This is a genomic window from Enterobacter chinensis (genome assembly GCF_034008295.1).
In the GTDB taxonomy this organism is placed as follows: domain Bacteria; phylum Pseudomonadota; class Gammaproteobacteria; order Enterobacterales; family Enterobacteriaceae; genus Enterobacter; species Enterobacter chinensis.
Window position 1 is genome coordinate 179,062 of record NZ_JARDVI010000008.1, and the last position, 26,047, is coordinate 205,108.

Consider the following 26,047-nt stretch of genomic DNA (forward strand, 5'->3'; position numbering starts at 1 on the left):
GGCTGATTAGGGCTTTCTCAGCCACTGCAATAATGTTCCCGCACTGGCATAACTACGAAAAATAGCAGCGTAAGCGTCAAAGCGGTTGGTGGCTTCTGCGACCTGGTTACCGTAATAATCACTTTCTGCACTCAGCACATCCAGCAGGGTTCGTTTGCCAAGGTGGTACCATTGATCGAAGAAATCATGGCGAATGCGATCGGATTCAAAGGCTAAGTCGTGGTACAACTCAGCGCGCTCCAGCATGCTACGGGCATCCTGATCGGCCGCACGCACGCGGTTATCCAGATCGCGTAACTGTTTTTCAATGGTTTCTCTGCTGGCGTCCGCACGACGCGCGGCAGAGAGTTCAGCGGCTCGCTGAGAACCGCCGCGGAAAATCGGCCAGCTCACGTTCACGCCCGTCTCCCAGGACTGTTCACGCCCCAGCTCGTCGCGCCCGGTGCTTTTGCCCACGTTCCAGGTCACCGTCGGGAAGGACGCCGAACGCGCGGCATCCGCATCCGCAAGCGCCGACGCGGTCTCTGCCTGCGCCTGGCGAATCATCGGATGCGTGTCGATGGCCGTGAGCTGTGTCGTCAGTTCCCCTGGCTTCAGGTTCCAGACGGTCGCCGCAGGCAGGGGTACTTTTTTGTCCCCCAGCAGGCGGTTAAGGGTAATTTCAGTATCACGCGCACGTGATACGGCGGTATCCAGCGATGATTGCGCCTGGAGCAGCCGCCCCCGGGCCTGGGTCAGCTCGCTGCGACGGCCCTGATCGACCTTCACGATCCCATCCAGCATCTCAACCAGCTCGTTCATCCGCGCCACATACTTTTGACTCAGACGGATAATCTGGCGCTGCTTGCTCAGTTCGATGAGCGCGCTGCTGACCTGCCAGGCGATATCTTCCGCCTGGGCATCAACGTTATTTCTCGCCGCATCATGCAGGGCTTCACGGCTTTTAATGGTGTTACTGGTGCGGCCAAAATCGAGCAGTGTGGTCGCCATATTGACGGTGACCGCCGGACGACTGTCGCTGTAGCGATGTTCACCGCCACCAAACTGATAACTTTTAGAGCGGGTGCCGACATCAATTTGCGGCCAGCGTTGGCCTTTGGCTTCGTCAACGTTGGCTTCTGCCGCTTCCGTATTGTAATTTGCGCCGCGCACTTCGGCGCTGATGCTCAGCGCGGTATTCACCGCATCATTAAACAGAGTGCGGATCTCACCTTCGCTGGGCGCCCGGGCCGTATTATCGCGTTTCGGCGCGGCGACCGCGTGTGTCACGGGTGCCTGCTCCACTAACGGAGCGGCCGGCGCGGGCGGTGTGGAGGCCATCACCATGCGAGATTTTACCACAGGGTCTACAGGCGCAAAGGCTAATAAGCCGTCACTATTTGCTGCACTTTTAGCCGATGCCAGGCAAGCCGCGGCCGTCAGCAGCGCCGCCAGACGGCGCTGCATAAAGATTGAATCACTTTTCATATTAACGCTCGCGGAATGCTTCCTTCGCTTTGAAGATAGGTTTCAACAAATAATCAAGAATGGTTTTTTCGCCGGTACGGATCTCCACCGTCGCAATCATGCCGGGAATAATCGGCAGGGATTTTCCGCCCGCCGTCAGCGTGCTGCTGTCGGTCAGGACCATCACCCGGTAATAGGTGTCGTCAGGGCGGCCAGCGGCGGCTTTGGCGTCATCTTTGAGCGTGTCCGGGCTGACCAGCGAAACCTGCCCTTTCAGACCGCCGTAAATACCGAAATCGTAGGCGGTGATCTTCACCATCGCCGGTAATCCGGCATGCAGGAAGGCGACGTCAGACGGTTTGATTTTCCCTTCCACCAGCAGTTGGTCTTCCAGCGGCACGATTTCCATAATGTGTTCACCGGGCTGAATAACGCCGCCGATGGTGGTGACGCGCACGTTTTTCACCGTGCCTTTCACCAGGGCGGTGATGGTGGTCCGGCTCACCACGTCGGCGCGCCCCGTCAGGCTCTCTTCGGCCTGCACCAGATCCAGCTCCTGGCGAATCAGTTCGGCGTTGGCATCCGCCTGATAGCGGTTACGACGCTCGACAATTTGCGATTGCAGGTCATTCGCCTGACGGCGCATACGCAGCAGTTCTACTTCAGAGAGCAGGCCGCGCGCGGCCAGCGGCTCTGACATGGCAATTTCGTTCTGCGCCAGGCGGTAGCTTTTCTCGAGCGAAGCCACGCCCTCTTCAAGCGCCTGCTTACGGCTGTTGTAGGCGCGGGTTTCCAGATCTACTTCGGAAGGATACTGTTTCACGCGGTCGCTAAAGGTCAGCGGCAGGCCGTAGGCTTCAGCACGCAGACGGTTGACGGTCGCTTCCAGCGCCACCACTTTACGCAGCGTCTCCTGATAGCTGGACTGGGCGCGGGTCGGGTCGATTTTCAGCAGCACCTGCCCCGGCTCAACGATGTCGCCCTCACGGACGTTCAGCTCTTCGAGAATGCCGCCTTCCAGGCTCTGGATAATTTGCTCACGGCTTTTCGAGACGATTTTCGCGTCGCCTTTGGTGACCTCTTCCACTTTGGCGAAATGCGCCCAGGTTAAAAACCCGGCGAACACCAGCAGGATCAGCCATAACACCAGGCGTGACTTTGGCGTGGTCTGGGAGAAGAGCGCCTCCTGAATGTCGCTCATCCAGGCAGCGTCGCGTGCAGACAATGCCTTGTTATTGTTACGCTTTAAGAATTTCATGCGCTGGCCTCCACGGGCTGTTTTCCAGTAGCGGCTTTTGCAGGGGCACTGTCGTTTGCCGGTGCGCCGTTCAGTGCGGCCAACACCTGCTGTTTAGGACCATCGGCCACAATTTTGCCGTCATCAATAATCACCATGCGATCCACCAGCGCCAGCAGCGACGGGCGATGGGTGACCACCACCAGCGTGTGCCCGGCGGTCGCGACTTTCAGGTGTTGTAAGAACAGGGCTTCCGTCTGGGAATCCATTGCGCTGGTCGGTTCGTCCAGCAGCAGCAGATTCGGTCGCGCCAGCAGCGTACGGGCCAGGGACACCAGCTGACGCTGACCGCCGGAGAGGCTGTTCCCCTGCTCGCCCACGGGCATATGAATGCCCCGCGGGTGACGGGCAGCGATCTGATCCAGCCCGGTCAGACGCAGCACGTGCAGGAATTCATCGGAGGAGGCGTTCTGGCGGCCAATCATGATGTTTTCACGCAGGGTGCCGTAAAACAGACGCGCTTCCTGGCCGACAAAGCCCACGTTGTTACGCCAGTCGGACGGCTCAATCTGGTTCACATCCAGCCCGCTGCTGAATATTTGCCCTTTCACCGGGGTGTAGAGGCGCGCAATGATGCGCAGCAGGGTTGATTTACCGCTGCCGATTTTGCCGACAATCGCCACGCGCTCACCCGGTTTGATCGTCAGGTTGACGCCTTTGAGGATCTCCGGGTTAGGCTGCATCGGCGGTGCCGGGTAGGAGAAGGTCACGCCTTTCAGCTCAATATCGCCATTCAGCTCAGGCTGTTTGATGTAATCAATGTCGCTGCTGCGGTCGGTCGGGTGCGCCATCAGTCTGTTCAGCGAGCCCAGCGCGGCTTTCGCCTGTTGATAACGCACGGCTAAACCAATCACCTGGCTTAATGGCGCGGTCACGCGACCGGCCAGCATCACGGTACCGATCAGCGCACCCTGGGTCAGATTACCGGCATCGATCAGGTATACGCCGGTGACAATCAGCATCACTGTTTGCAACTGTTGCAGGAAACTCACCGAGTTCATCGCCAGCGTTGAGTAATGTTTTGACGCCGCCGCGCTGGAAGATTGCATGGCGCTGAATTTCTGCCAGCGGCTCTGCATCCAGGATTCACCGCCGACCGATTTCAGGGTTTCCATACCTTCAATGGATTCAATCAGCACGCCCTGCTTTAGCGAGGCTTCCTGCAGGCTGGCTTTCATCACTTTCGCCAGCGGCCACTGGATCAGCAGGCTGACTATCAGGATCATCGGCAACATCAGCAGCGGAATAATGGCCAGCGAACCGCCGATGGCAAAAATAATGCCGATAAACAGCAGCACGAACGGCAGATCGGCAATGGTCGCAAGGGTGGCGGAAGAGACGAAGTCACGCACGGATTCAAACTCGCGCAGCTGGTTGGCAAACGAGCCGGAAGAGGCCGGCTTATGCTCCATTTTGACCGCCAGCGACTGACGAAACAGGACGCTACCGACAATCAAATCCGCTTTCTTTCCAGCGGTATCAAGCAGATGCGCACGCACCGTACGGGTGATGGCCTCAAAGACCATCGCCACCAGTACGCCAATCGCCAGCGACCAGAGCGTGGTAAACGCCTGGTTAGGGATAACGCGGTCATACACGTTCATGGTAAAGAATACCGTGGCCAGCGCGAGCACGTTTACCAGCACCGACGCCAGCGCCGCGCTGCGGTAGTAGCTGCGATAGCGCCACAGGGTACTGAACAGCCAGTGACCTTTTGGTTGCGGCGGTGCGATATCGCTGACCCGGCTGTCAATGCGCGCCGTCGGTTTCGCCGCAATGGCATAGCCGACATACAGCTCGCTAAGCGCCTCATGGTTCAGCTCAACCGGCTCATCGCCCACTTCCGGCATGATCAGGGAGTAGAACAGATCCCATTTATCCTCAGCATTTTTACGACGCTCGCGCGCAAGCAGCACCATGCCGCCCGCACCTTTGCGCAGCAGAATCATGGGGAAAACCTGCTCGGGCAGTTCAGCGCTGTTACGCTTGATGAGCCCCCCGGTGATACCGGCGTTTTTGAGCGCATCAAGCGCTAAAGAGGGTGTGAGAGTTTGTTCGACAGGCAGACCAGCCAGCAAGACATCGTCGCTCTTACCCAGACCATAATGCTCAGACAGCCAGGCAATGCTTCTGAGCAGAGAGTCGTCATTAAGTCGGGTATCACGGGCGATGGTGTGCAGCTGTTCCTCCTGGGTATTGGCCATTGAGGATTCCATATTTCGCGTGTTCCTGGTTGTTAAAAGTCAGTTAAATCAAAAAGATAAATTAACTTTCTGAGATGAATTAGGAATATTCTGTCACGCGGAATGGTCTTGCCTTAATGAGACCTGTCTCAATGGAACTGCTTATTTTTTGTCACGAAAAAGGAATGAGTGGGGGTTTTGCCCGGCGGCGCTGCGCTTGCACGGGCCTACAATGAATGTCGTAATAGATTGATAATATTGGTGATTGCAGGCCGGGTAAGCGCAAGCGCCACCCGGCAAGAGTCGCTGAAAGGTAACACTATTTTTGTGCTTGTGCCGACACGTCCTGGTCGCCGCTCACGCGCACCACAACACGACGGTTCGGCGCATTGCAGGCAATCAGGGCTTTTTTACTGGATGCCGCGCAGTCGTTCACCACGGGCTCACTGCTGCCCACGCTGGAGGCACTCATCAGGCGAGCCGGAAGACCGTTTTCAGCCAGCATGGTGCGGACAGTCTGCGCACGCTTCAGACCAAGAGCATAGTTGCTGCGATCGCTGCCAATGGCGTCCGTGTGGCCGATCACCTGGATCTGCTTGAGTTCAACGTTTTCACGTTTGATCGTCGTCACCAGATCTTTCACCGCCTGATGGCCCTGGGCAGAAACGCCTTTCTCGCTGGACTGACCGAAGCGGAACATCACATCACCCGAGAGGGTGTAATCTTTGTACTGCGGCGCAAGGTTCTTACAGGCCTCTACGCTTGAGGCACGGGACAGCACGTGAGTCTGCTCACGCAGGCCAGCGAGATCCTTTTCCGCCTGCTCGCGCGTACGGGCTTCCGGCACCGCGTTCAGCGTGTGGCTGACGCGTACGAAGTAGGTCTGACCGCCGCTCATCTCGACGTTGTAGCCCTGCTCTTTGCCGCGATATTCCGGCGCATCGTTCTGATAGGCACCCAGGTTGTGCTTACCCGGTGCCAGACAGAAGGTCGTAAAACCGCCCGGCAGCAGCGCGTCGTGGAACTCGTTATCAACATAGATATGCGCCGCGCCGCCTGAGGCGTTGCTGGCGTCACGGTAGTAAACCACCTGCGTCTGCGTCTGGCCGACGGGGGCGACAGGCTGATACGTCTTACCAAAATTCTCCGCCGCCAGCGCCGGGTGAATAACAAATGCGGAGGTGGTAAACAGCGCCGCGAATAAAGAGGTCTTGAAAAAAGTCATAAATCCTCCATGGGCCTCCCCGAAAGGAGGCCTGGAAAAGTTTAAGTTAGTGATTATTCACGTTGACGGTGACGCCGTTCTGCACCAGCAGTTCCACGTCCAGATTTTCCATCTGGTACACCTGGTACTCGACGCCAGACACCTTGACGTTACCTGCGTTAGTCCAGTTACCCGGATCGCTGTTGTCAGGCAGCAGGTCGTTCAGGTTCAGCACATCGCCTTTATTCCCCTGCACCATCAGCTGTTTATTGCCGTCGGCGATAAACATGTCTTTCTCGGCGTGGGTCAGCACGTCGTTCACGTTGATATTCAGCACATCCGCTTTGCCGTTGTTCATATCAATCGTTGAAACCTGCTGATCTTTGCCGACCAGCTTGCTCAGATCGATGCTGTCCTTCGCGTCGCCCGCTAACGTCAGCGTATGATTGACGGCATCGTGCTCAACGCCTTTCTGCTCTGTCGATGCATCCTGCTTAGACGCGTTATCGTCTTCGTTCTGAGCCACAACAGGCGCTTTTGCCGGTTTGTTTTCCTCGCTGTTCACACGCTGTTCTTCATGAACAGGCTGGGTGTTTTCCTCAACGCTGAAGGAACGCATACTGCGGCTATTGCGCAGCAGCATGCCATCAACAGTGATCGGTACCCCGTTGTATGTGTGAATGCTGGTATTCGCGACATCTACAACGGTAAACACTGCCGCAAAGCCGTTGCCGTTCCCTGGAGCAGACAATCCGATAGCACGCCACTGCGCCAGCGTTAAGGTAACGGTCCAGGTACCATCATCCAGTACCCGCCCGGTTGTACCTGCCAGCGTAGGCGTCAAACCGCCTCTCAGGCTGACAGTATGGCCCGGAATCCCTCCCACACCTTTAACCGTAATCACTTCACCGACGACATCAAAGTACCCACCACCGCTGACGCTGGTGATCAGGAAGTTTTCAGGCGACCAGGTTTCCACGGTCACATAACGCTGGGCGCCTAATGCACTGCTGTTGCCTGCGGTATCAATCTGCTTGGCACGGAAATACCAGGTGCCATCAGGCAACGCCGTCGGGATTTCCAGACTCCAGGTACCATCTGCTTTGGCCGTGGTGGTGTAGATAATGTTCTTACCGCTTGTCCATCCAGACCCAGTCGTTGGACCCGCCAGCCAGATCTCGATCTTCGCACCCGCTTCCGCGCCGTTACCGGTGATGGTCGGACGGTTGTCGTTGGTCTTCTCTGCGTCAACCAGGTTACCGACCTTGCCGCCCGCAACGTTATCGACGACTGCTGTAATGACAGGTGCAGCCGCGACCGTATCAACCACAACATAGTGCTGGTTACCCAGAGCGCTCTTGTTGCCCGCCTGGTCAGTCTGATTGGCACGGAAGTACCAGGTGCCATCCTGCAATGCCTTCGGAATTTCCAGGCTCCAGGTACCGTCCGCTTTGGCGGTGGTGGTATACACGAGGTTGTTATTACTCCACCCCTGATTACCCAGCGCCAGCACGATTTCGATCTTCGCGCCCGCTTCCGCACCGTTACCGGTGATGGTCGGACGGTTGTCGTTGGTACGCTCCCCGTCAACCAGGTTACCGACTTTACCGCCCGCCACGTTATCAGTAATAACCGTTACGTTCGGTGCGGCCACCACGGTATCCACGGTAATCGCGAAGTTGGTGGAGTTCACCGAACGGTTCCCGGCTTTATCAACAGAGTAAGCCTGGAAGTTATACGTCTGGTTATAGTTGGTCGTCAGCGGGAAAGACCATTGTCCATTCGCACCCGCCGTGGTTGAACCATGAACCCCACCGTTTGCCGGGTTGATGATATACACCACGCTGCCCGCTTCCGCCGTGCCGCGTAAATCCAGCGTTCTGTCGTTGGTTACGCCACCGTTACCCACCAGACCGTTATACACGCCCCCCTGAACATCATCCCAGGAGCCAGTAATCACTGGCGCGTTATTGACCGTATCAACCGTAATCGCAAACTTCGCAGAATCTGCCGAACGGTTGCCAGCCGGATCGACAGAGTACGCATGGAAGTTGTATTGCTGGTTGTAGTTAGTCGCGATCGGGAGCTTCCAGCTACCATTTGCATCCGCCTTCACGGAACCCGCAACAGTGCCATAGTTATCGATGACGATGTACACCACGCTACCCGGTTCAGCGGTACCACGCAGTTCTGGTGTCTTGTCGTTCGTCACGCCACCATTCGCCACCAGGCCGTTATACACGCCACCCGCAACATCGTCATACGCACCGGTAATCACTGGTGCGGCATTGACCGTATCCACATTCAGAGAATAGGTCGCCGATTTACCGGAAACGTTGCCCAAATCGTCTTTGGCAATGGTGTAGAACATATGTGGACGACCCGCAGCAGTATCCGCGACCGAACGCGACCAGCTCCAGTTACCCTTAGCATCAGCTTTTACTGTATCCAGCACGCCGTCGTTATAGGCGTTGTAGATATAGATAATGCTGTTCGCTTCCGCCGTACCGCGCAGTTCCATACTGCCGTCATTGCTCAGCCCACCGTTAGGTACCAGTCCGTTGTAGATGCCGCCTTCCACGTTATCGTACGCGCCCAGAATGACCGGCGTGGCCGCTTTCGTGTCGACTTCCAGACCGTAATGGTTGGATTCACCCGACAGGTTACCCGCCTGATCCTGCGCCTTCACAAAGAAGTTGTGCTGCGTATCAGACAGGGTTGGTGAGGTCCATTTCCAGTCGCCATTTGCATCGGCATATACCGAACCAACAGGCACATTGCTACCCGGAACGTAAATTTTCACCAGACTGTCTTTCTCAGCGGTACCACGCAGCTCTGGCGTGGTGTCGCGTGAGCGGCTGCCGTCAGCGATCAGCGTGTTCGCATCGTCATACATGCCGGTAATAGCCGGCGCGTTTGGCGCTTCGGTATCAATAGTCAGGTTCCACGCTGCCGTTGGCGCGCTCTTCACGCCGGTCGGGCTCTGGAATACCGCCGTCAGAGACAGCTCAGACCCGTTGTTCTGCTGTGGCATCGTATAGTTCCAGGTATTCGCTGGCCCTACGGTGACGGAGTCAATCAGTCGGGTACCGTCGTAAATGAAGACCACATCACCTGCCACACCTTTACCGTACAGGGTTGGCGTGGTGTCATCGGTCACGGCCGGGTTCGCGAGATCGCCCTGAATCGTCCCCACGTCATCCGCGACGCGGTCCAGAGAACCTGTCGGGATACGGGTATCCAGCGTCAGCTCGAACGGCGCGGTTTGCGCACTCTCACCCGCGCCTGCGTCTTCGCTGGCGGTGATCTTATAGGTTGCATCCGCAGTCAGTGCCGGGTTGAGGGTGTACTGCCATTCACCGGTCACGGCGTCAGCGCGCACGCTGTCGATGTATTTGCCATCAACATAGACTTTCACCAGGGCACCTGCCGTCGCACGGCCCACCACGGTAGGGGTCGTGTCGTCGGTGTGGCTACCGCTGCCCAGATTGCCGGTGATGTCACCCTGATCGTCCACAACGTGGCTGATGGAAACACCGTTATGGCTGGTATCCACGATGAAGTGGATCGGAGCAGACTCCGGACCGACGTTACCGGCTTTATCTTCAATCGAGACTTTCCAGGTGTAGTCGCCATCCGCCAGCGCCGGGGCCGGGGTATAGCTCCAGTTACCCTTATCGTCTACCGGGACGCGCACGATGGTGCCGTTACCCAGATCGATAATCGCGGTACCGTTCGCTTCACCCTTACCACGGTAGGTTGGGGTGTTGTCATCGGTGGTGTCGTCATTGGCGATGAGACCCGGCGTGCCGAAGTCGTCCCACAGTTCAATGTCGGTAGCTGCCAGCGGATCAACGGAATCGACAATAATCACCCACTCGCCGGTTTCCGGGCTGCGGTTGCCTGTCACATCTTCTGCAACCGCGCGGAAACGGTGCTCGCCCTGCGCCAGATCGGCGTCGAACTCAATGGTCCAGCGACCGCCCGTTACCACGGCGCTGCCGATCGGGTTCGGGTTAGTGCCGTCGTACAGATAGACCGTTGTGCCATCCTGTGCGGTACCGGTAATGGTCGGGCGCGCGTCGTTCGTGATACCGCCGTTCTGTATCGTACCTACGTGTGCGTCAACGTCGTCGATCACGTCAGTGATGGCTGGTGCCGTTGGAATACCGCCCGCCAGCAGGTCAAATGAGAAGGCGTCAGAAGGCTCGGAACGCAGCCCTGCTTTATCCTGCGCCACAACGGTGACATCGTAATGGCCGTTGGCCAGGCCCAGCGCTGGCGTCCAGGTCCAGACCCCGGTAGCGGCGTCAGCGGTCACAGAGTCAACGGTTTTCCCGTTCACGATGATGAACACCAGGCTGCCCTTCTCGGCGGTACCGGTAAAGTCCGGGGTGCTGTCGTCAGTAATGCCGCCGTTGGCGATATTGCCGGTCTGCTGACCCGCGTCATCAAAGACGGTATCGATCGTCGGTTTTGCCGGCGGCTGAGTATCGACGATAAAGCCGATTGGGTCGGACGGTTCGCTGGCGTTACCCGCCGGGTCACTGATGACCACCACGGCTTCATGCTCACCGTCTTTCAGTGGGTTTTCCGGGGTCACTTCCCATTTACCGTCGTCACCGACAATCGCGGTGCCCACGACTTCGTCGTCAACAACCAGTTCAACGGTATCGCCAGGCACGGCGCCTTCGCCGCTGAATACCGGTTTCGTGTCATCCGTGGTGTCACCGTTGTGAATAGGGCCGACAACCGGACCCTGATCGTCCTCAACGTCACCAATGATCGGTTTGCTTGGCGCGTCGGTATCGATCACCAGCTTCCACGGTGCGGTCGGCGCGCTTTCCACCCCGGTCGGGCCACGGAATACGACGCTCACATCCAGCGCAGTGCCGTTGGTCTGCTCAGGCAGGGTGTATTCCCAGCTGTTGTCAGCACGTACGGTGGTGGAACCAATAATGTCGCTGCCGTTGCGAACGTAGACGATATCCCCAGGACGGCCAGTGCCGTGCAGGGTTGGGGTGGTGTCATCGGTCACACCCGGGTTCGCCACGTCGCCCTGGTAGCGGCCTTCGTTGTCTTCGATACGATCGAAGGAGCCAGTTGGCACGACGGTATCAACAGTCAGCAGGAACGGACGCGTCGGCGCAGGGATCTCACCTGGACCGCTGTATTCACCTGCGGTGATTTCGTAAGTTTTACCGGATTCCAGCGCCGGGTTGATCTCAATCGCCCACTCGCCGGTTACCGGGTCAGCGGTCATCGAGCCAACCGGGTTACCGTCCACATACAGGGTCACCACAGAGCCAGGCGTCGCCGTCCCGACGATAACCGGGTTCACATCATCCGTGCTGCTGCCGCTCGCCAGCGGGTTAGTCAGCGTACCGGTGTTATCTTCAGCGTGGCTGATGGAGACCGCGTTACCCACCGTATCAATGGTGAAGCTGATTGGCGGAGTAGAGGGACCGCGGTTGCCCTGTGCGTCTTCCAGGGAAACAGACCAGGTATAAGACCCGTCCGCCAGCGCAGGCGCTGGGGTCCAGCTCCAGTTACCGGTTGAATCAACCGGTACGCGAACGCTCTGACCGCCACCGAGGTCGATCACCGCCGTCATGCCCGGCTCACCCTTACCGCTAAAGGTTGGGGTGTTATCTTCGCTCGGATCGCCGTTGTTAATTTCACGCGGGAACTGGTAGTCGTTCCACAGTAAAACGTCTGTAGGCAGCGGGGGCAACGTCGCCATTGCGGCGATATTTTCGGTATTGTTGTTCGTAGTAATGGTCTTTTTCATACAATTTTCCAAATGAATTCTGTTTATGTTCTGGTCTAAAAGCTTCCGGAGGCTCCGGTTCAGGAGCCTCACTTTCCTGGCATCAATTAATGGTTCTGTAGCGTGACCGTGACTCCCATCTGAACGAGGATCTCGGTATTCAGGCTATCCATCTGATAAGACTGATACTCCACGCCCCCAACATTCACCGTCCCGCCATCGGTCCAGTTCCCCGGGTCCATACCGTTCGGCAACAGGTCGCTCAGATTCACCGTGTCGCCCGCGTCGCCCTTCACCATCATTTGGTTGAAGTCGTTGTCGTGGAATAGGTTCTGCGTGGCGTTTTCCAGCACATCACCCGCGCTCAGCGTCAGGGTGTTGTTGCCTGTTCCCGTAATGTCGAACACTTCCACTGACTGGACAGGATGGGTCAGCGCGCTCAGGTCGAGGTGCTGATCCGCCCCCAGCAGCTTCAGCGTGTCGGTGCCTTCGCCACCCTGAATCACCGCGCCGGTCAGGCTGGTCACATCCGCAACCTGATACAGGTTGTCCGCCGCGTCGCCGTACCAGACATCGCCCTGGTTATCCGCCAGGAACTCGCCCGGGGTAACGGTTTTCGCCGTTCCGCTCACCACCAGGTTATCGATGCTGAAGCCAAACCCGGTGCTGGTCGCCTGTTCCTCGTGGTGGATTTCCATCCGGTAAACCGGCGTATCATCCGGGCTGGTAAACGACACCGGGACGTTACGGTTAGGGAGGAAGGCGCTCACCGACTGAGATCCAATCTCCTTGCCGTTAATGTCGTAGAACGTCACCACCGTCGACGGGCCGGCAAAACGCGGGTTGAAAACGAAATCGATCGTTTTAGCGCCATACTGGAAGTCAACAAACATGCTGGCTTGCATCCCGGTATCCGTTGAGGTGCTGTACAAATACAGGCTGTTGGTGCTTCCCGTCCCGATGACCTGTTTGTCGAATTCATAATCCGCCGTGCCGGTATCCGGAGTGTGGGAGAAACGCATCCCGTGCACCCATGCGCCCGCATTAATGTCCGCGAACTCCGTATCGTCTTCGAAGCTATTGGTACTGGTGAACGCGCTGGTGCGGTAGCTTGAGCTGTTACCCGCCGCGTCAACAATCGCCGCGCCCACCGGAATATCGGTGTAGCCGCCCGGTGGCAGACTCAGGGTCACGTTGCCGTTAGCGATGTCGGCGGCCGTCAGCGTATGGGTCACGGTAATGTCGCCGCTCTTCACCAGCACGGTGTCGCCCTCGACAATCCCGCTGCCCGGCAGCGTCACCGTCACGTCGTTACCGCTGCGCACCACGTCGGTCGGCTCATCCGGCGCCACCTGATCCAGCACCACCTTCTGCGAGGATTCGGTGTAGTTCCCGGCGATATCGACCACGCGCGTCAGGACAGTCCAGTCCGCGCTATGCCCCTGGCCATCGACAAACGCCCATTTGTCGCCGTCAACCATGGCTTCCAGCCAGGTTTTCCCACCGTCAGTGGAGACCAGCACTTTCCCGCCCGCTTCCAGCGGGGCCGAAAGATGGCCGCTGACCAGGCTACCCACCTGACCACTGTTGGTGATGAAGTCGCTGCCGTTGACACCGGAGTCATGGGTCATCGCATCGACCACCGCGTTGCTGGTTGGCGCGTCGGTATCAATGATGATTTTCCATTCCGCCGACGGCGCGCTTTGTACGCCGGTCGGGCTCTGGAATACCGTTTTCAGCGCCAGCTCGGTACCGTTGTTCTGCGCAGGCAGGGTGTAGTTCCAGGTGTTACCCGGCCCTACGGTCACGGAGTCGAGCAGCGTGGTGCCGTCGTAAATAAACACGACATCACCCGCGACGCCGGTCCCGTGCAGGGTTGGCGTGGTGTCATCGGTCACCGCCGGGTTCGCCAGGTCGCCCTGCACCAGCCCTACGTCATCCGATACGCTATCGAATGAGCCAACCGGTACGCGGGTATCCAGCGTCAGTTCAAACGGCGCCGTCTGCGCGCTGTCACCGGTGCCGGTATTTTCACTGGCGGTGATCTGGTACGTCCCATCAGCGGTCAGCGCCGGGTTGAAGGTGTATTTCCACGCACCGGTAGCCGGGTCAGCGATCACGGTGTCGACAAACTTGCCGTCCAGATACACTTTCACTTCGGCACCAGGCGTCGCGCGGCCCACAACGGTAGGTGTCGTGTCATCGGTATGGCTGCCGCTGGCCAGATTGCCCTTCAGCGCCCCTTCATCGTCTTCCACGTGGCTGATAGACACGCCGTTGAGGCTGGTGTCCACGATGAAGTGGATCGGAGCAGACTCCGGGCCGACGTTACCGGCTTTGTCTTCAATCGAGACTTTCCAGGTGTAATCACCGTCCGCCAGGGCCGGTGCCGGGGTATAACTCCAGTTACCGCTGCCATCTACCGGCACGCGCACGGTGGTGCCGTTACCCAGATCGATGATCGCGGTACCGTCAGGTTCACCCTTACCACGGTAGGTTGGGGTGTTGTCGTCGGTGGTGCCGTTATCCGCAATAATGCCCGGCGTGCCGAAGTCGTCCCACAGCTCAATGTCCGTAGGTGCCAGCGGATCAACGGAATCCACAATAATCACCCACTCGCCGGTTTCCGGGCTGCGGTTGCCCACGGCGTTTTCCGCGACCGCGTGGAAGCGGTGCTCGCCCTGTGCCAGCGCAGTGTCGAAATCGATGGTCCAGGTGCCACCCGTTACCACAGCGCTACCGATCGGCGTCGGGTTAGTGCCGTCGTACAGGTAAATCGTCGTACCGTCCTGACCCGTACCGGTGATGGTCGGTTTGTCGTCGTTCGTGATGCCACCCTGCTGTACGGTACCAACATGAGCATCGACATCGTCGATAACGTCCGTGATCGCCGGAGCAGGAGGAATACCGCCTGCCACCAGTTCAAACGCGAACGCGTCAGACGGTTCAGAACGCAGACCTGCCTTATCCTCGGCAACCACTTTCACATCGTAGTGGCCGTTCGTCAGCGCCGGAGATGGCGTCCAGGTCCAGTTGCCTGTCGGGTCAGCGGTAACGGAATCCACTTCCTTACCGTTAACGATGATGCGCACTACGCTGTTTTTCTCAGCGGTACCGGTAAAGGTCGGAGTACTGTCATCGGTGATATCGCCGTTGGCCAGATTGCCCGTTTTCAGGCCAGCATCATCAAACACGCTGTCAATCGTCGGTTTTGCCGGCGGCGTGGTGTCTACGATGAAACCGATTGGATCGGACGGCTCGCTGTCGTTACCCACCGGATCGGTGATCACCACAACCGCTTCATGTTCGCCTTCCGGCAGCGGTTTCTCAGGCGTTACTTCCCACTTACCGTCATCGCCGACAATCGCGGTACCGACAACTTCATCGTCAATAATCAGACGCACGGTGTCGCCTGGCGTACCGTTGTCGCCACTGAATACCGGCTGGGTGTCGTCGGTGGTATCACCATCGTGTATAGGACCCACAACCGGTCCCTGGTCGTCTTCAACGTCACCAATGACCGGCTTGTCAGGGCCTTGCAGATCAACGATAAATTCGAAATCATCAGACGGTTCGCTGGCGTTGCCTTCTGGATCGGTAATCACCACTTTCCCGGTGTGGCTGCCTTCCGGCAGCGGTTTCTCAGGCGTCACTTCCCACTTACCGTCGTCACCAACGATCGCGGTGCCGACCAGTTCATCGTCCACGATCAGTCTGACGGTATCGCCAGGCGTGCCGTTTTCACCGCGGAACGTCGGCTGCGTATCGTCAGTCGCGCCGCCGTTCTGGATTGGGCCCACCACGGTACCGGCGTCATCTTCCACTTCCCCGATGATCGGTTTTTCTGGCGTCACGATAAATTTGAAGTCATCAGACGGTTCGCTGTCGTTCCCGGCCGGATCGGTAATGATCACCTTCCCGGTGTGGCTGCCTTCCGGCAGTGGTTTCTCAGGCGTCACTTCCCATTTGCCGTCTTCACCGACGATCGCGGTACCGACCACTTCGTCGTCAACGATCAGGCGTACGGTATCGCCAGGCGTGGCACCTTCACCGCGGAAGACCGGCTGTTTATCGTCAGTCGCATCGCCGTTATGGATTGGGCCCGTTACCGCGCCAACGTCGTCTTCCACTTCGCCAATGATCGGCTTAACAGGCGCTTCAAGATCGACGGTGAAATCAAAAGAATCGCTCGGCGCGCTGGTGCGACCATCCGGGCCTTTACCGATCAGCACAATGCTGTGGTCGCCGTGCGCCAGCGGGGTTTCCGGCGTCCAGGTCCAGGTGCCGTCTGCGCCCACACGGGTTTCGCCGAGCTTGACGTTGTTTTCCCATAATTCAACGATATCGCCCGCTTTGCCTTTACCGCTAAACGTTGGCGTGGCGTCATCGGTCACGCCGTTTTGTGGGATCGAGCCGGTTTTCGTGCCGAAATCGTCGTGCACGTCGGTCAGTTCAGGGGTGGTGACAGGCGCAACGGTGCCTTTTTTGTCTCCGCCATCGTCACGGTTATGACGAATGATGGCGCCCAGGCCCACCAGCGCACCAATCCCGGCTAACGCACCCAGCGCCAGCAAGGCAGGAGAGAATGCGGTACCCGCAACGGCCAGACCGTCCAGGCCCGCAATGGCACCTGCACCCAGCGCCTGAGCGGAGGATTCGCCATCCAGCAGGAATGCAGCTTTGTGGTCGTCGTCGCCGTCAGTGGCAATGTACTCATGCCATTGACCATCTTCGCCTTTACCGACCAGCTCGCCTGGGTTATCGAAATAGTCTTCAATGATCAGCTGTGGCTGATCCTCGTCAGTGCCTTCCAGCATGACGAACAAGTCTTTGCCTACGCGTTTCAGCGTAATATTTTCTGGCGCGACGCCATTTTCCCCTTCAGCAAGAATATATTTTGCATTCGGGATGGCTTTGATTTTGACAGCACTGCCAACCTTTTCACTGCGCAGAACGTCAGCTTTGACAATCGTATCTTTATCAACGACTGCAATATTTACTGGCTTGAGAGTCATGTTTAAATTCTCGTGTAAATAATCGATCTGTGTCCGCGCAACGCGCCAGACGCACTTCCATACGGGATACATTCCCTGGCTGACGCTATCTTCCCGGCTGGCAAGTTTTGGCTTAATAAGACCTGTCGCAAACCGGTCTTATATGTCTCAGGAGGGGGAAAGTGGCACTGTCATCTGACGGTATATGGACGCCAGAAAATAATGGCGAAGATAAAGACAAGTCTTAGTCAACTTTTTTTTGCGTGGATGGAAAATGACATTTTTGTCACTCAATCAGGACAATCAGGAATGTCAGATAAAAAAGTCATTCTCATGGATGCCAGTTCATTACTCCGGACAGGCATCCAGGGTTTATTAGCAGAACACGGTTATCAGACAGCGGCACAATTCCTCACGATTGAGGCAATGCTCAGCGCGTTGCCGATGTTACAGGCTGACCTGATTATTATGGAGCATCTGCAACAGAGCCCCGATGTTTTCTCTCAACTGGTACATATAAGAAAAGCCTACCCTGATATTAAGGTTCTTATTTTGTCTTCGTCCTCCAGCGATTTTCATATTCAGTTGAGCCGACGGGCCGGTGCATCAGGCTATATAAATAAAAACAGTTCGTTAGAGAAAATCATTAGCACCGTCAACAAAATCACATCCGGTGGATATTGCTATGGCTCAGAGCTATGGCAACACCACGCCCGGTATCCCCGGGATGCATCACTGTTATTATCGCTGTCGCATATTGATATCTGTATTTTGCGCTATATTTCTGCGGGCTACAGCAATCAGATTATCGCCTCGATGCTGAATATGAATAATAAAAAAGTGAGCGCATATAAGCAGCGCATCATGGCAAAATTTAAAATGACCCGTCTGGCGGAGCTGGTGGATCTGGCAAAACGGAATTATCTGTACTGAACGCCGGATGGCGCCCGGACGACGCCATGTTCGGGCTTATTTACATAATTCGTTGCAAACGAATGCTCCGAAAATAGTGATCTACCGCACATTTCCCTCCCCATCTACCGAAGCGAATGTCTACGCTTATAAGACGCCCGGATAAACCTGTCTTTTGAACACACAACCGGAGGTCCTTATCACCATGTTCAACCAGAAACTACAGGCTACCGAGAACATCGAGTTCGAGATTGCAGAAGAGCTGCGCTACGAGACCGATCCCTGCGAGTTAAAACTGGATGAGATGATCGAGGCGGAGCCGGAACCGGAGATGATTGAAGGGCTGCCCGCGTCGGATGCGCTGACGCCCGCAGACCGCTATCTTGAACTGTTTGAACACGTGCAGTCGTCGCGGCTGTTCGCGGACAGCAAAACCTTTCCCGACTGCGCGCCGAAGATGGACCCGCTGGATATCCTGATCCGCTATCGTAAGGTCAGACGCCACCGGGATTTCGACCTGCGCCAGTTTGTGGAGAACCACTTCTGGATGCCGGAAACGTACGGCTCAGAATATGTCTCCGACCCGGGCCAGTCCCTGAAAGAGCACATTGATAATTTGTGGCCCGTGCTGACGCGCGAGCCGCAGGATCATATTCCCTGGTCTTCCCTGCTGGCGCTGCCGCAGGCTTATATCGTTCCCGGCGGACGATTCAGCGAGACCTACTACTGGGATTCGTACTTCTCAATGCTGGGGCTGGCCGAGAGTGGCCGTAACGATCTGCTGAAGTGTATGGCGGATAACTTCGCCTGGCTGATTGAGCGCTACGGCCATATCCCCAACGGCAACCGTACCTATTATCTCAGCCGCTCTCAGCCGCCGGTCTTTGCGCTGATGGTGGAGCTGTTTGAAGAGGACGGGGTGCGCGGTGCGAAACGCTACCTTGAGCACCTCAAAATGGAGCACGCCTTCTGGATGGACGGCGCGGAGTCGCTGCTGCTTAACCAGGCTTACCGCAGTGCGGTGCGTATGCCGGATGGCTCATTGCTGAACCGCTACTGGGACGACCGCGATACGCCGCGCGACGAATCGTGGATTGAGGATGTGGAGACGGCCCGCCATTCCGGTCGTCCACCGAACGAAGTGTATCGCGATCTGCGTGCGGGTGCGGCCTCCGGTTGGGATTACTCCTCCCGCTGGCTGCGCGAGCCGGGCCGGCTTGCCAGCATTCGCACCACGCAGTTTATCCCTATCGATTTGAACGCCTTCCTGTTCAAACTGGAAAGCGCTATCGCCAACATCTCGGCGTCGAAAGGAGATAAAGAGACGGCAGACCTGTTCCGCCAGAAAGCCAGCGATCGCCGGGCCGCGGTGAACCGCTATCTGTGGGATGACGAGAGCGGCTGCTACCGCGATTACGACTGGCGACGCGAAGAACAGGCCCTGTTCTCGGCAGCCAGCATTGTGCCTCTGTACGTTGGCATGGCAACCCATGAGCAGGCCGAGCGCTTGTCTGATGCCGTCAAATCGCGGCTGCTGACGCCGGGCGGGATTCTGGCAACCGAGTACGAAACTGGCGAGCAGTGGGATAAACCCAACGGCTGGGCGCCACTGCAGTGGATGGCGATTCAGGGGTTCAAGCAGTATGGCAATGACTCGCTGGGTGATGAGATCGCCTGGAGCTGGCTGCATACGGTGAACCATTTTTATAAGACGCATCATAAGCTGATTGAGAAGTACCACATCGCCAGCAGTACGCCGCGCGAAGGGGGCGGGGGTGAGTATCCCCTGCAGGATGGCTTCGGCTGGACCAACGGCGTGGTGCGCCGGCTGATTGGGTTGTATGGGGAACCTTGAGTGGGGAGCAGGCCCTCTCCCGATGGGAGAGGGAGAAACGATCAGCGGATCACTTCATAAATGGCGGTCTGAATGGACTGCCATTTTTTCGTCTCTGAGCCCGGTTGTGCCTGGGCACGGCGTTTCGCCATATCGGCGTCATGCTGCTGGCGTTTCACCACGGCAGGCACGGTGCAGAAGGCTTTAAGATACTCTTTACGTACTGAGGTCAGAGACTCGCCGTTCGACATGGCGTGGCTGAGCGTGTTGATGAAGCGGCGACACGGCTTCTCTTCCACCATGTTCTGCCGGTAGCGTAACATTAGCTCCAGCACATCGTCATAGCCTGCCGACATCGCCTCTTCGGTCCAGGAGAGCTGCCAGTCCATACCGCCCTGCAAAAAGAGCTGCGCCACGCGGGTATCGTTGCGGTTAATAGCCGAGCGGAAGTTATTCTCGTCCCAGGTCACGCCCATGCGCGTTAGCGTCTCACGCGAGGAAGGCGTCTCGCGCATTTCCTGTGGAGGCGCAGTTTCTGCAACGCTGACGGTCGCAGGCTGCGGTTTGCTGCTGGTCACCAGCCAGAACCCCCCCGCCACGATGGCAATCACCATGACGCCAACCGCCCCCCATAACGCACCGGAAATGAGCTGCTCGCGTTGTTCGGGAGTGCGCGGCGCGCGCTGGGTCGGCTTTTCAATGGTGTCACGGACTTCAAACAAATCCCCGCCGGTGACCCGATCCATTTTCTGCGCTTTTTCCCAGAAAGTATGTAACTCGCTGGCATCCACCGCCATGAATCCGGCCGGGTTGACGCGCGTTCTGCCCTCTTCAAACGCGCGTTGAACCGGTCGCGCGATCTGCGTGTAGTAGTTATCCAGCAGCTGAATTTGCGCCGAACTTAACGTTTTCTGAACGGTAATGTTGTTGCGGATTTGCCGAATGTCGTCGAGGAAGGTTTGCAGGGTTTTACGCGGTTCAACCAGCAGCGTCAGCATGGACGGATCGCTGAATAGAGAAGCGTAATAACGGCTGAACTCTTTTTTATCCACCAGCATCTGCGCCAGTTCACTGAACATCATGCCGCTCAGGACATCGTTGATCTCGCCGAGTTTCAGCCAGCGTCTTACGCGGTCAGCGTTGAACAGGGTCTTCAGATGATTATTCAGCCGCACCTGATCGGGCCAGGCCTGCTGGATGAGCCCTTTTATCATCAGCTCTATTGCGCGTACCTGCTTTTGCGCCTGCTGCTGCTGAAGTTCGCTTCCCGGCGTCAGATCGGTGCTGTAGGTCAACAGCGGCTGCTGCAGGCGAAGATGTTCCAGCGCGGTCACAAAGCGCATCGCCGCAATAAGCTGGTTTTCACTCACATCCTGTCCGCTTTCATACTGCGGTACGCGCTGCTGCAGCAGGCGCAGCTGGAGCGTAAATTCTGACATCTCGGCATCATTCAGATTGAGCGTCTTGGCAACGGCACCCCAGCCTCCCAGGGCTAATCGCGCGCTGTCCAGCTGTTCCAGGAACCAGCGTGGATCTTTGCCCTCAGAAGCATGTACATTCAGAAGAAGCAAAATTTCCACCGACGCATGGCGAATGACCGCCAGACAGTGTTCAAACTGTTCGCGAATATGATGTGATGTGCTGAGAGTCATTATTTACCTTAAGTGACAACGAATACATCTGAATGGGCACGTGACGGCCGTTTTTCTTTTTATTTATACGAGGTTAACCATACCTGACTTTCTGTTGAAATAAAGTGACAACCCTAAAATCATTTAAAAAGTGTCAGGAGAATCTGAATGCCTGTTTTAATCACCCCCCGCCTTCACTGCTCGCCTCTGCAGGAACAGGACTGGCCCTTTTTTCTGGCGTTGCAGCAGCACCCAGACGTCATGCGCTTTGTCGCGGAAGACCGCCCCGTCGCCGCCATCCGCGAGGCGTTTGATGCCCGTCTGACGCCCTGGACGCCAGGCAGCGCACACTGGCTGTGTCTCGTCGTACGTGATGCCCTCTCCCGGGCTCCGCTGGGCGTCACCGGGTATATTCATCGGGAGGAGGATTGCGCTGAAGTGGGTTTTCTTTTCGCCCCCGAGGCGCAGGGAAAAGGCTACGGCTTCGAATCCCTGCAGGCGCTTTGCCGCTATGCCTTTGAAGAAGGAGGTGTACGCCGACTCACCGCCACCGTCACGGCGGGGAATATTGCCTCAAGACGTCTGCTGGAAAAAGCCTACTTTTGCCTGGAAGGGGAATTACGTGAGAGCTATTTCCTCGCGGGGCGCTGGCATAATGACTGGTTATTTGGCTTATTACGGCAGGAATATCTGAATAACCATTCCTGATCAACAGCCATTTGGCGGATATTTCTCGGCCATCGTTTCCTCTACAGTGTCGCGACTTAAGAGGAAACGAATATGAAAGGTCATGCGCTGAAAATATCTTCTGCCGCCATTGCGTTAATTAAAAAACATCAGGGTCTTTCGCTGGAGAAATACCGTGACGAAAATGGATTATGGGTTATCGGCTATGGACATGCGATCCGCGAGAGGGAAAAATTCCGCGGCCTTATTACGCCCCTGCAGGCGGAATATTTACTCCAGGAAGATATTCAGCTGTGTGAGACGCTGCTGCGGGAAATGTGTATACGCCCATTAACCCAACAGCAGCATGACGCGCTGGTAATGATGATATTCAGTTCTGAAGAGGCACCTTCACCCCAGAAAGCCAATTTTCAGGCCATCGCCCGGGTATAGAACATGGCAGCCTGCGTTCTGTTTTTCACGTCCAGCCGCCGGAAAAGCGCTTCGAGGTGCGCTTTTACCGTGGCCGCACTGATGTTGAGATTGCGTCCAATCTCTTTGTTTGACTCCCCCGCCGCCAGCAGTTTTAACACCTCCCGCTGGCGCTCGCTTAACGCTAATAACGCCTCTGGGGACGACGGTTGTTTGATCCACTCTCCCGGAAAACAGACCATCCCTCTGGATACTGAGTCCAGCACGGCGGAAAAGCGCTCGGGGCTGGCGTTTCGGGGAATAATGGCCATGACGTTTCGCTGCCGCAACTGCTCCACCCATCTGGCCTCTTTTTTCGCCAACACCATCACCACGCGTATCGCCGGAAAGCGATGCATGAGCGCTTCCAGCAACGCGGTCTCCTCGTTCTGAATTAAATTCCCGTCAATCAGGACGATAGCAGACGGCGAAGCGGATACCTGAGCCCATAAATCTTCTGCCTGACCGGTCCCTGTCATATTTATTTCCGGAATGAGCTTCTGCAGACTGTGTATCGCTCCATGAATAAATATTGACTGCCTGTCAAACATGATTACTCGCATCGTTTTTCTCCCTCTGAGAATAGCGAAGGGGGATTCTACAGAGGCTGTATTTAAGAAAAAACTCAACGAATGGAGACGTTACAAATCCCCCCGGGTTCTTTATATCTGTCAGTATTTAGACACATTCACGTTAAGGATTTCCTTAAGGGAGTCCTTCCCGTTAAGCGTATGCATCACAGGAACATCCCACCTGATACTTCAATACGTTGCGCATTCATCCAGCCCAGTTTATCGCTGAGCAGCGCCGCAATGGCATCGCCAATATCGTCCGGCAGCCCCACCCGTCCCAGCGCCGTCTGCGCAGCCAGCATCTGATTTAGCTGCGCATCGTCGCGAACGCGTCCGCCGCCAAAGTCCGTTTCTATCGCACCGGGCGCGATGATATTGACGGCTATCCCACGCGCGCCCAGCTCTTTCGCCTGGTAACGCGTCAGCACTTCCATCGCCCCTTTCATGGCCGCATAGGTCGCTGAGCCCGGCTGGGTAAAACGGGCCAGCCCGCTGGAGACGTTGAGGATCCGCCCACCGTCATTCAGCAAGGGCAACAGGCGCTGCGTCAGGAAGAAGGGGCCCTTGAAATGGATGTTTAACGCCTCATCAAACTGGGCTTCCGTCGTGTCGGTATAGGGCGCGTATAACCCCGTCCCGGCATTGTTTAATAAATAATCAAAGTTTTCACGCTGCCAGACCGTCTTAAGGGTTTCCTGAAGCTGCCGGGCAAAATGATCGAAACTGGCAACATCCCCGACGTTGAGCTGTAATGCCGCTGCGTTAACGCCTTTTGCCTGAATTTGGTGTACAACTTCCAGCGCTTCCTGCTGGCTACGGTTGTAGGTCAGGATAATTCCGGTGCCGTCTGCCGCCAGCTTTAAAGCAGCGTTTTTACCCAGTCCACGGCTACCACCCGTCACTAATGCGATACGTTCAGTCATCATAAACCTCGTTTTGGCTGTTATGGAGATTGAGAAAGAGCTTATTAGGTGATAGAAAATCAATAAAGAGGGTTTAAAACGCTTCACTGTTTCAACAGAGACAACAATGAGCTTCGTCTATGGATAAAATTCACGCAATGCAGTTGTTTGTCCGCGTCGCGGAGCTGGAGAGTTTTTCCCGCGCGGCAGAAACATTAACCCTGCCAAAAGGCAGCGTTTCACGGCAAATTCAGGCCCTGGAAAACCGGCTTGGCACCCAGCTATTGCACCGCACCACGCGGCGCGTCAGCCTGACACAGGACGGCATGGTCTATTACGAACGGGCAAAAGATCTGCTGGCAAACCTTGATGAACTCGACGGTATGTTTCAGCACGATCCCTCCAGCATCAGCGGACGGCTCCGCGTGGATATGCCCGTTGGCGTTGCGCGAAATTTAGTCATCCCCAAACTGCCTGCTTTTCTGCAGCACTATCCGGGCATTGAGCTGGAACTCAGCAGCAGCGATCGTCTGGTGGATGTCATTCGCGAAGGGTTTGACTGCGTTGTGCGCGTCGGCACGCTGAAGGATTCGGGGCTTATCGCCCGTCAGCTGGGCAAGCTGTCGGTGATTAACTGCGCCAGCCCGGATTATCTGGCGCGTTTTGGCTACCCGGAAACGCTGGACGATTTAGGCTCCCACGCCGTTATTCACTACGCCGCCACGCTGGGAAGCCGCCCGCAGGGCTTTGAATTTTATAACGGCAGTACGACACAGTGGATAAAAACGGGCGGGGTATTAACCGTTAACAGCACAGAAACCTACCATGCAGCCTGCCTTGCCGGGCTGGGCATCATTCAGGTCCCACGCGTTGGGGTGCGTGATTCTCTGCGGGCGAAAAAACTGGTTGAGATCCTCCCACAATACCGGGCTGAGCCAATGCCTGTTTCCCTGATTTATCCCCACCGACGTAACCTCTCCCGTCGCGTACATCTTTTTATGGAGTGGCTTACCGAACTCACAAAAGCTTACGTGGATTAGTCGCAAGCTATAATTCAATAACATCCAGCCAAACGAAAAGGAAAAGACGCGTGACGCCGGAAAACAACCCGCAACGACCCACCCAACATTTAGAGTATGATCCCATCAAAAAGATGGAAACCGAGCCAGAAGAGGCCAAATCGCCAGGCACCGCCGGCAAAGCGCTGGGAACCGTCACCGGCATAGTCGCGAGAATTCAGCAGTTCCCCGTGGTGGCGCATCTGATCCGTGCGACCGAGCGCTTTAATGACCGCATGGGGAACCAGTTTGGTGCCGCCATCACCTATTTTTCCTTCCTGTCGATGATCCCGATCCTGATGGTGTCATTCGCGGCGGCCGGTTTTGTGCTCGCCTCCCACCCGACGCTGCTGCAGGATATCTTCAATAAGATCCTGAATAACGTCAGCGACCCGACCCTTGCCAGCACGCTCAAAAGCACCATCAATACCGCCGTTCAGCAGCGTACTACGGTCGGTATCGTCGGTTTGCTGATTGCCCTTTACTCCGGCGTTAACTGGATGGGCAACCTGCGCGAGGCCATTCGCGCCCAGTCGCGCGATGTCTGGGAGCGTAAGCCGCAGGACCAGGAGAAAATTTGGGTTAAGTATCTCCGCGACTTTATTTCGCTGATTGGCCTGCTGGTCGCCCTCATCGTGACGCTCTCCATTACCTCCGTGGCAGGCTCGGCGCAGCAGATGATTATCTCTGCACTCTATCTTGATTATATTGAGTGGCTGAAACCTGCCTGGCGCGGCATTGGGTTGGCCATTTCCATCTTTGCCAACTACCTGCTGTTCTTCTGGATCTTCTGGCGCTTGCCCCGTCATCGCCCGCGTAAGAAGGCGCTGATCCGCGGCACGTTGATTGCGGCGATCGGCTTTGAAGTCATCAAAATCGTGATGACTTACACCTTGCCATCGCTGGTTAAATCCCCTTCCGGCGCGGCGTTTGGCTCGGTGCTGGGGCTGATGGCGTTCTTCTATTTCTTCGCCCGCCTGACCTTGTTCTGCGCGGCGTGGATTGCCACGGCCGAGTACAAAGATGACCCACGGATGCCGGGCAAAACGCATCGGTAATCCCACTCTCGGGCTGAAATTTCAGCCCGAATCATCATTTCAGCATATA

At 56.7% G+C, this 26,047-nt stretch carries 15 protein-coding genes; 6 read left to right on the forward strand and 9 right to left on the reverse strand.

Annotation, left to right across the window (positions count from 1 at the left end; translation table 11 throughout):
* Nucleotides 1–6 precede the first annotated feature (6 nt).
* From PYW49_RS21490 to PYW49_RS21515, 6 genes are all read right to left on the reverse strand, one after another.
* Nucleotides 7–1,467: a TolC family protein gene (locus tag PYW49_RS21490; protein WP_320387458.1), complete on the reverse strand. Its 1,461-nt coding sequence runs from the start codon at nucleotides 1,465–1,467 to the stop codon at nucleotides 7–9.
* A gap of 1 nt (nucleotide 1,468) precedes the next feature.
* Nucleotides 1,469–2,704, reverse strand: a complete 1,236-nt coding sequence (locus PYW49_RS21495; RefSeq protein WP_134348182.1) for an HlyD family type I secretion periplasmic adaptor subunit — start codon at nucleotides 2,702–2,704, stop codon at nucleotides 1,469–1,471.
* The gene (locus PYW49_RS21500; protein ID WP_320387459.1) at nucleotides 2,701–4,959 is read right to left on the reverse strand and encodes a type I secretion system permease/ATPase; all 2,259 of its coding nucleotides are present in this window, start codon (nucleotides 4,957–4,959) and stop codon (nucleotides 2,701–2,703) included. The genes PYW49_RS21495 and PYW49_RS21500 overlap by 4 nt, the downstream gene beginning before the upstream one ends.
* Before the next feature lie 286 nt (nucleotides 4,960–5,245).
* Entirely contained in the window at nucleotides 5,246–6,151 is a 906-nt protein-coding gene (locus tag PYW49_RS21505; RefSeq protein ID WP_320387460.1) for an OmpA family protein, read from the reverse strand.
* 46 nt (nucleotides 6,152–6,197) lie between these two features.
* On the reverse strand, nucleotides 6,198–11,921 hold the full coding sequence (locus PYW49_RS21510) for an Ig-like domain-containing protein (RefSeq protein ID WP_320387461.1): 5,724 nt from the start codon (nucleotides 11,919–11,921) through the stop codon (nucleotides 6,198–6,200).
* An 86-nt stretch (nucleotides 11,922–12,007) separates the two neighbouring features.
* Nucleotides 12,008–16,915 carry an Ig-like domain-containing protein gene (locus PYW49_RS21515; protein ID WP_320387462.1) on the reverse strand — a complete coding sequence of 1,636 codons (4,908 nt, stop codon included), beginning with the start codon at nucleotides 16,913–16,915 and terminating at the stop codon, nucleotides 12,008–12,010.
* A gap of 201 nt (nucleotides 16,916–17,116) precedes the next feature.
* On the opposite strand from PYW49_RS21515, the gene PYW49_RS21520 reads away from it, so the two are divergent.
* Nucleotides 17,117–17,827 carry a response regulator transcription factor gene (locus PYW49_RS21520; protein ID WP_286164215.1) on the forward strand — a complete coding sequence of 237 codons (711 nt, stop codon included), beginning with the start codon at nucleotides 17,117–17,119 and terminating at the stop codon, nucleotides 17,825–17,827.
* Nucleotides 17,828–18,011: 184 nt separating this feature from the next.
* Entirely contained in the window at nucleotides 18,012–19,661 is a 1,650-nt protein-coding gene (locus PYW49_RS21525; RefSeq protein ID WP_134348187.1) for an alpha,alpha-trehalase, read from the forward strand.
* A 41-nt stretch (nucleotides 19,662–19,702) separates the two neighbouring features.
* On the opposite strand, the gene PYW49_RS21530 is transcribed toward PYW49_RS21525, so the two are convergent.
* Entirely contained in the window at nucleotides 19,703–21,292 is a 1,590-nt protein-coding gene (locus PYW49_RS21530; RefSeq protein ID WP_320387463.1) for an STY4199 family HEPN domain-containing protein, read from the reverse strand.
* A 147-nt stretch (nucleotides 21,293–21,439) separates the two neighbouring features.
* On the opposite strand from PYW49_RS21530, the gene PYW49_RS21535 reads away from it, so the two are divergent.
* Nucleotides 21,440–21,979: a GNAT family N-acetyltransferase gene (locus tag PYW49_RS21535; RefSeq protein ID WP_320387464.1), complete on the forward strand. Its 540-nt coding sequence runs from the start codon at nucleotides 21,440–21,442 to the stop codon at nucleotides 21,977–21,979.
* Between the two features lie 72 nt (nucleotides 21,980–22,051).
* Nucleotides 22,052–22,390: a lysozyme gene (locus PYW49_RS21540; RefSeq protein ID WP_320387465.1), complete on the forward strand. Its 339-nt coding sequence runs from the start codon at nucleotides 22,052–22,054 to the stop codon at nucleotides 22,388–22,390.
* Here the strand turns inward: PYW49_RS21540 and PYW49_RS21545 are convergent.
* Nucleotides 22,369–22,971 carry a response regulator transcription factor gene (locus PYW49_RS21545; RefSeq protein WP_134348191.1) on the reverse strand — a complete coding sequence of 201 codons (603 nt, stop codon included), beginning with the start codon at nucleotides 22,969–22,971 and terminating at the stop codon, nucleotides 22,369–22,371. The two genes, PYW49_RS21540 and PYW49_RS21545, sit on opposite strands and share 22 nt — an antisense overlap.
* A 173-nt stretch (nucleotides 22,972–23,144) precedes the next feature.
* On the reverse strand, nucleotides 23,145–23,903 hold the full coding sequence (locus tag PYW49_RS21550) for an SDR family NAD(P)-dependent oxidoreductase (RefSeq protein ID WP_320387479.1): 759 nt from the start codon (nucleotides 23,901–23,903) through the stop codon (nucleotides 23,145–23,147).
* Nucleotides 23,904–24,022: 119 nt separating this feature from the next.
* Here PYW49_RS21550 and PYW49_RS21555 point away from each other — a divergent pair, with 119 nt between their 5' ends.
* Nucleotides 24,023–24,922, forward strand: coding sequence for a LysR substrate-binding domain-containing protein (locus tag PYW49_RS21555; protein ID WP_320387466.1), 900 nt, complete (start codon nucleotides 24,023–24,025; stop codon nucleotides 24,920–24,922).
* 50 nt (nucleotides 24,923–24,972) lie between these two features.
* Nucleotides 24,973–25,998, forward strand: a complete 1,026-nt coding sequence (yhjD, locus tag PYW49_RS21560; protein ID WP_134348193.1) for an inner membrane protein YhjD — start codon at nucleotides 24,973–24,975, stop codon at nucleotides 25,996–25,998.
* The last annotated feature ends 49 nt before the right edge of the window (nucleotides 25,999–26,047 follow it).